General features: G+C 65.8%; 5 protein-coding genes and 1 pseudogene. 1 reads left to right on the top strand and 5 read right to left on the bottom strand.

Annotation, left to right across the window (positions count from 1 at the left end):
* Nucleotides 1-156: 156 nt before the first annotated feature.
* Nucleotides 157-1,446: an IS701 family transposase gene (locus IH00_RS0103425; RefSeq protein ID WP_420710855.1), complete on the top strand. Its 1,290-nt coding sequence runs from the start codon at nucleotides 157-159 to the stop codon at nucleotides 1,444-1,446.
* 239 nt (nucleotides 1,447-1,685) lie between these two features.
* Here IH00_RS0103425 and IH00_RS43795 read toward each other — a convergent pair.
* The 5 genes and pseudogenes from IH00_RS43795 to IH00_RS38745 form a co-directional block, all read right to left on the bottom strand.
* Nucleotides 1,686-1,892, bottom strand: a pseudogene (locus IH00_RS43795) (hypothetical protein); the annotation flags it as partial.
* A 17-nt stretch (nucleotides 1,893-1,909) separates the two neighbouring features.
* Entirely contained in the window at nucleotides 1,910-2,452 is a 543-nt protein-coding gene (locus IH00_RS39810) for a hypothetical protein (protein WP_234334756.1), read from the bottom strand.
* Between the two features lie 56 nt (nucleotides 2,453-2,508).
* Nucleotides 2,509-3,777, bottom strand: a complete 1,269-nt coding sequence (locus tag IH00_RS0103415) for a DUF7224 domain-containing protein (RefSeq protein WP_031069384.1) — start codon at nucleotides 3,775-3,777, stop codon at nucleotides 2,509-2,511.
* Between the two features lie 2 nt (nucleotides 3,778-3,779).
* Nucleotides 3,780-4,466 (bottom strand): ATP-binding cassette domain-containing protein, encoded by a 687-nt coding sequence (locus tag IH00_RS0103410; protein ID WP_324615769.1) that lies wholly within the window; start codon nucleotides 4,464-4,466, stop codon nucleotides 3,780-3,782.
* Nucleotides 4,467-4,625: 159 nt separating this feature from the next.
* Entirely contained in the window at nucleotides 4,626-5,030 is a 405-nt protein-coding gene (locus IH00_RS38745; protein ID WP_031069380.1) for a hypothetical protein, read from the bottom strand.
* Between the last annotated feature and the right edge of the window lie 357 nt (nucleotides 5,031-5,387).

The raw sequence follows: 5,387 nt of genomic DNA, 5'->3' as shown, positions 1-5,387 counted from the left end.
TAGTACTCCAGCAGGAGTTTGCTGTCTGACCTGGGGCGATGCCGGGCGGCTGGAGTGTAGCGGGACGGGAGCTGGTCAGGGGCGGTCTCGAAGAGACCGCCCCTCGATCGTGCGACAGCGTCGCTGGTAGTGGCAGTGGCGGGGCAGCCTCCCCACGTGATCACCGAGCATGCTGCCGAGCAGTGGGACCTTGAACTGGACGACCTCTTCGTGACCATCGGCCATCGCTTCGGCCGAGTCGAACTCCGTCGCCGCATGCGCGACTACGTACGCGGTCTGCTCGCCCCGGTGGCCCGCAAGAACAGCTGGCAGCTGGCCGAACAGGCAGGCCACTCCACTCCTGACGGCCTTCAGCACCTGCTCGCCGGAGCGAAGTGGGAGTCCGACGAAGTCCGCGACGACGTGCAGAAATACGTCGCCGACAAGCTCGGCGAGGACGGCGGGGTCCTCATTATCGACGACACCGGGTTCATCAAGAAGGGCACCACCTCCGCCGGGGTCCAGCGCCAGTACTCCGGGACCGCCGGCCGCACCGAGAACTGCCAGATCGGTGTCTTCGCCGCCTATGCCTCGGTCAAGGGGCGGGCGCTGGTCGACCGCGAGCTCTACCTGCCCAAGTCCTGGGCCGAGGACCGTGAACGCTGCCGCGCGGCCAGAGTCTCCGACGACCGGGAGTTCGCCACCAAGGGCGAACTGGCCCGGCGGATGGTGCTGCGTGCCCTCGCTTCGCCGCTGCCCATCGCCTGGGTCACCGCGGATTCCGCCTATGGACAGGAGAGTCGCTTCCGGCGGCTGCTGGAACAGTCGGGCATCGGCTACGTGCTGGCCGTGCCCAAGTCCCAGTTCAGCGTGGGCTGTCCCCGCATCGAGGGTCTGTTCGCGCAGGCCCCGGACGAAGCGTGGGAGAAGATCTCATGCGGCAACGGCGCGAAAGGACCGCGCGTCTACCACTGGGCGGCGGTGCGGCTGCCGGCCGTTGCCGAGTTCGACTACCAGGGTGAGGTCCCCTACCGGATGCGGTGGGCGCTGGCCCGGCGCAGCATCAGCAAGCCCGACGAGATCGCCTACTACCTCGCTTACGCCCCCTTGGAGACCACGGTTCAGGAACTGGTGCGGATCGCCGGGACGCGCTGGGCGATCGAGGAATGCTTCCAGGCCGCGAAGAACGAGTGCTGCGCGGGCCAGGGGCGGCGGGCAGGCCAGCGGCCGAGTCACTTCACGGTAACGGCGAGGGGTCGGCTACGGGCGGATCTGGGGCCATCCCCGCACACGCGGGGAACAGTCCGGTGGGATGTCGGTCCACACGCGCAGGTAGGGGTCATCCCCGCGAGCACGGGGTGCGGAGCGGCCCGGTGGTACTGCCCCCAGAGGCATCTGGGCACCGGGCCTGACTCGCACACTCCATACCGGCACGAGCTGCCCCGACCCTATCCGGCTGGATCTTGAGCCCGTCGCCCAGGATGCCCATGCCGTTCCTTCCGATCGGGGTAATGGTTACGGACGCGTCGTTACTTGCCCATGCCCGCCAAGACGGACAGCCGGGCGGCCGTAGCCCGACTCTCACGGACTCATTCAAAACCCCCTAACGAAGTGATCTCCGAGGTGGTTGGATCGCTCCGGAACCGATGATCCAGGGGTGCGAGGTGGCGCGGCTGAAGCCGTGGGAAGTCGACGACGCGTTGTGGCCGGTGGTAGACGGTCGCCAGGTGGCCCTCCCCATCTGGAGTGTCAAGGACCGCGACCAGGAGCACGAACCAGTCGTGCACCGTATCGCCGTCCCAGAGCGCCTCCACCGCCGCCACACGGCGCGGGAGGGCCGCGGCGCGGGCTGCGAGCGCGGGGAGGTCCAACGGATCAGGCGGCGTGCGCTGCACGCGGTCGCCCAGAGCCTCGCATTGGCGACGCAGGATTAGAAGTGTGTGCGCAGCCGGAGGGGTAGCTGTGGTCGGGCGATTGAGGCGACGGCGCCGAGGCAGAGGAATACGAGCATAAACAGTAGCGCGAGTGCTGATCCTGCGTCGTGCAAAAGCCAGGCCCATGTTTCTGGTGTGCCGTTCGGTCTCCAGCCACCGGCAGCGAGCACCAGTGGGACGGCGGCGATCGCGGCTGCGGCGAGTTGGTACCCAAGGAATGGATGCAGCAGCAGTGCGAGGCCAACGTAGCTTGCGACATTACGCCCGAGGATCACGGCTAGGTCGGAATCGAGGGCGAGATAGCAGACAACTGCGATGGCGGCTCCTGCGGCGGCCGTGAGCAGGCCCAGCGCCGCATCCCAGTGACGAATATTGCGTAGCGCGGTGTTCGTGGCGCGGGAATCACCGCGACCGAGCCCGTACAAAAGTGTCGCTGCCGGGATGAGCGTCATCAGGTGTGCAAGCAGGAATTGGCCGGACTGTCCGGTCAACACGGGAATCGGCAACTCCAGGTTCCCGATGGCAAGTCCCGTCAACATTGTGCCAAGCGTCGATGCCGCGATGAGGGAAAGTCCACGGGCTTTGCACCACCAGATCATCCTCGGCTCTCCGGGATGTTCAGCTGCGGCTTGGTGTCGCAGGCGCTCATCGCGTGGTGGTTGCGCTCGTACCACGCAAGCTGCTGCTTCGGAGACAGGGCTCGTAGCTTCTGCAGCAATCGGACAGTTTCCGGGTCAAAACGTGCCTTGACGGTGTGCATCGACGTCCCGGCGGTTGTCTGCAGCCAGGCCTCCATCAGGACAGCAGCGTCTCCGGCAGGGTAGGGGCGGCCGTTGAGGGCACAAGTGGGAGGTTGCGGCAGGAGCCCGGAGGCGATGCCCGCGGGGATCTCCTCGGGTCGGGCGTCGGGTGCAATGCCGAGCTTGGCCGCGCCGGGCTGAGGACGCGCGGCCATGGTGAGTGTGTGGGGGACTGGCACACCGGCCTGCTCCAGCTTCTCGGCTGCTGTGCTGGTGTCCTGGCGGACTTGTGCGGCATTCTCGACCTCCGGCCAGAGACAGATCTGGTGCCGGCCGGTGTTCTCACAGGCGAGTTCACTCGTGGCGCGGCCCTGCACGGCTTCCGATCCGAGGTCGCGCACGAGCAGCCACGCCCCGGTCAGGCTGCCGGCGAAACATACTCCAGCGACGGTCAGAGGGATGACGCTGCCTCGGAAACGGATGAGTATCAGGGCCGCAGCTGATATTCCTGCAGTGAAGACGATGGTTCCCAGCAGTGCCCTGCCGTCGATGGAGGTGTCGACGGAGCAGCAACTGCTGAGTCCACCTCCTACGAGGTGGCGCAGCCAGGGGACGTTCCACGAGGCAGGGTAGGCGGTGGCGACGAAGCTGCCAATGAGGGCGAGAGGGGCTGCCAGGACGCCGGGCATGATGCGGCCGATGATGCTGCCGACGAGCGCGTTTGCGATCAGCACGGCGGCCACTGCCGCGAGGATGCCGGGCTGTGGCAGCCCGAAGGACACGTCGGCCGCGACGGCTGCGGTGACGAGTGCGGCCAGAATGCCGAGGAGGCCTGCGGCGACAACGGGTAGCAGAAGCGGCAGGGTGATGGCCACAGGGTTGCGGACCGGGGCATGGCCGAACACTTGCCCCTTGGCGAGTCGAGCCCCCTCCCAAGCGGCGGAGCCGGCGCATGCCGCTGCCACAAACGGAAGCGCGAACGCGGCACTCCCTGTGACCGAGGTCCAGTAGTGGGGTGTGACCCAGGCGGTGAGGTCGTCGCCCAAGGCGAGCAGGATGAAGCCGATCAGAAGGGGGAGCAGAACGGTCGCCGACGAGGACCGTACGAGGGTACGCAGACGCATCGTCAGGCCTCCCTGGCGACAAGGCTCGCGTATGCGGCCTCGGCGCGCTCGCGCGGTGACGGTGCCGAGCCTGCCAGTGCGTAGAACTGCTCGGTGCTCCCTTGGAAGCAGACGGAGCCTCGGTCGAGGACGACGACTTCGTGGTAGAGATCAGCAAGATCCTCTGTCTGGTGCGTCGACACGAGGACGTGCACAGACTGGCTCAACTCCGCGACCAGATTTCGGAAGACACCTCGCTGGGTGGGGTCGAGGCCGGCGGTGGGTTCATCCATCAGGATGATTTCGCTGCGATGGGTGAGGGCTCCGGCGATGCCCATGCGACGCAGCTGCCCTCCAGATACCTCGTGGCTCTTGCGGTCGGCCAGCTCCTGCAGACCAACACGAGTGATGGCATGCGCGGATGCCTTCCAGGCATCGGACCGTGATAGTCCTTTCAGCCACCCCGCGTAGGCGATCTGCTCGCGAACCGTAAGTCCGGGCACGGGGGTGATGTGCTGGGGAATCCAGGCAACCTGCTGACGGTACTGGGCACGCTGGCGCCAGTTGGAAGCGTCGAGATCCCTCCATGCGACGCGCCCTCCTGACGGTGTCAGGTGGGATGCCGCCAGCGCTATCAAGGTGGACTTGCCCGCTCCATTCGGGCCCAAGAGCACTGTGGAGTGGCCCTCGATATGCAGGGAGAAGTCCAAGAAGACGTGCGTTCCTTTTCGGTACCGGAACGAAAGACCCTCAAATATCAGAGACATGCCGCGCATTCCGCTGCCCCGTTGTGGGGAGCTTGGCTGGTGGTGCTGTGCAGGGCGGTGCCCCGCAGCATGAGCCGCGGGGCACCGGAACATGGGCTTTGCTCAGTAGCTGATACCCACCGAGTTGACCCAGAGGTAGGAGCCGGTGGTGAAGCCGTCGAGCTTGAAATAGTAGCTGCCTGCTTCGACGTCGCCCCAGTAGACCCGGTTGCAGTAGTTGGTCTTGAAACCCTTGCTCGGGTCGGGGCCGAAGACGTCCTTGTGAAGGATGAGGCCGGCTGCCTTGAACCCGTCCCAGCCGTCGGTGGTACAACCACTGAAGCCGACCGACGTGCTGACAGAATCCCGGTTGTTATCAGTCCATCTGCTCGACTCCCCGCCCGCCGTCCACTTCGAAATGTAGGTCGTACGTGAGCCCTCCGCGAAGGCGGGGGCCGCCCCGGCGAGGCCGAGGATGGCGGCACCTACGATCAGGCCGCGGGCGGCACGGGTCCTCTTCAAGTTCACGCCTGTCCAATCTGTCAAGTGCTTTACGCCTTGTGCTGCACAGGAGCAGTGAGGGGGAGGCGTTTGTGCCACCCCCCGAAGGCACGTTTATTGATGCAGGTGTTCGAAATCTGCCTCTGGAAGCTATCTGCCAGAGGGAGGGACTCCGCAGCCTGATCCACTTTCTGGCTGGTTTTGCCTCAACTCTGGCGCGTTCACGGTGTGGTGTCGGCGGCCCAGGCCCTTGTACCAGCTCAATCTCCCCCGCCCGCCCCCGCGGTCCTTAGAGGTCGTTTTAGCCCGTTGTTTCATCTGGAACTCTTCTCTTTGGTCTGCTGTGTCGGGTCGCGCTAGGAGTTGTCGTCAAAGCGTCAGGCT

It is taken from the genome of Streptomyces sp. NRRL S-118, from assembly GCF_000716335.1.
Taxonomy (GTDB): Bacteria; Actinomycetota; Actinomycetes; order Streptomycetales; family Streptomycetaceae; genus Streptomyces.
Note: the sequence above shows the minus strand (reverse complement) of the source record. Positions and strands in the feature narration are given on the sequence as shown.

Bases quoted from the DNA above. Each gene is read 5' to 3' on its own strand.
- IH00_RS39810 (WP_234334756.1), bottom strand. From the start codon at position 2,452: ATGTTGACGGGACTTGCCATCGGGAACCTGGAGTTGCCGATTCCCGTG.
- IH00_RS0103415 (WP_031069384.1), bottom strand. From the start codon at position 3,777: ATGCGTCTGCGTACCCTCGTACGGTCCTCGTCGGCGACCGTTCTGCTC.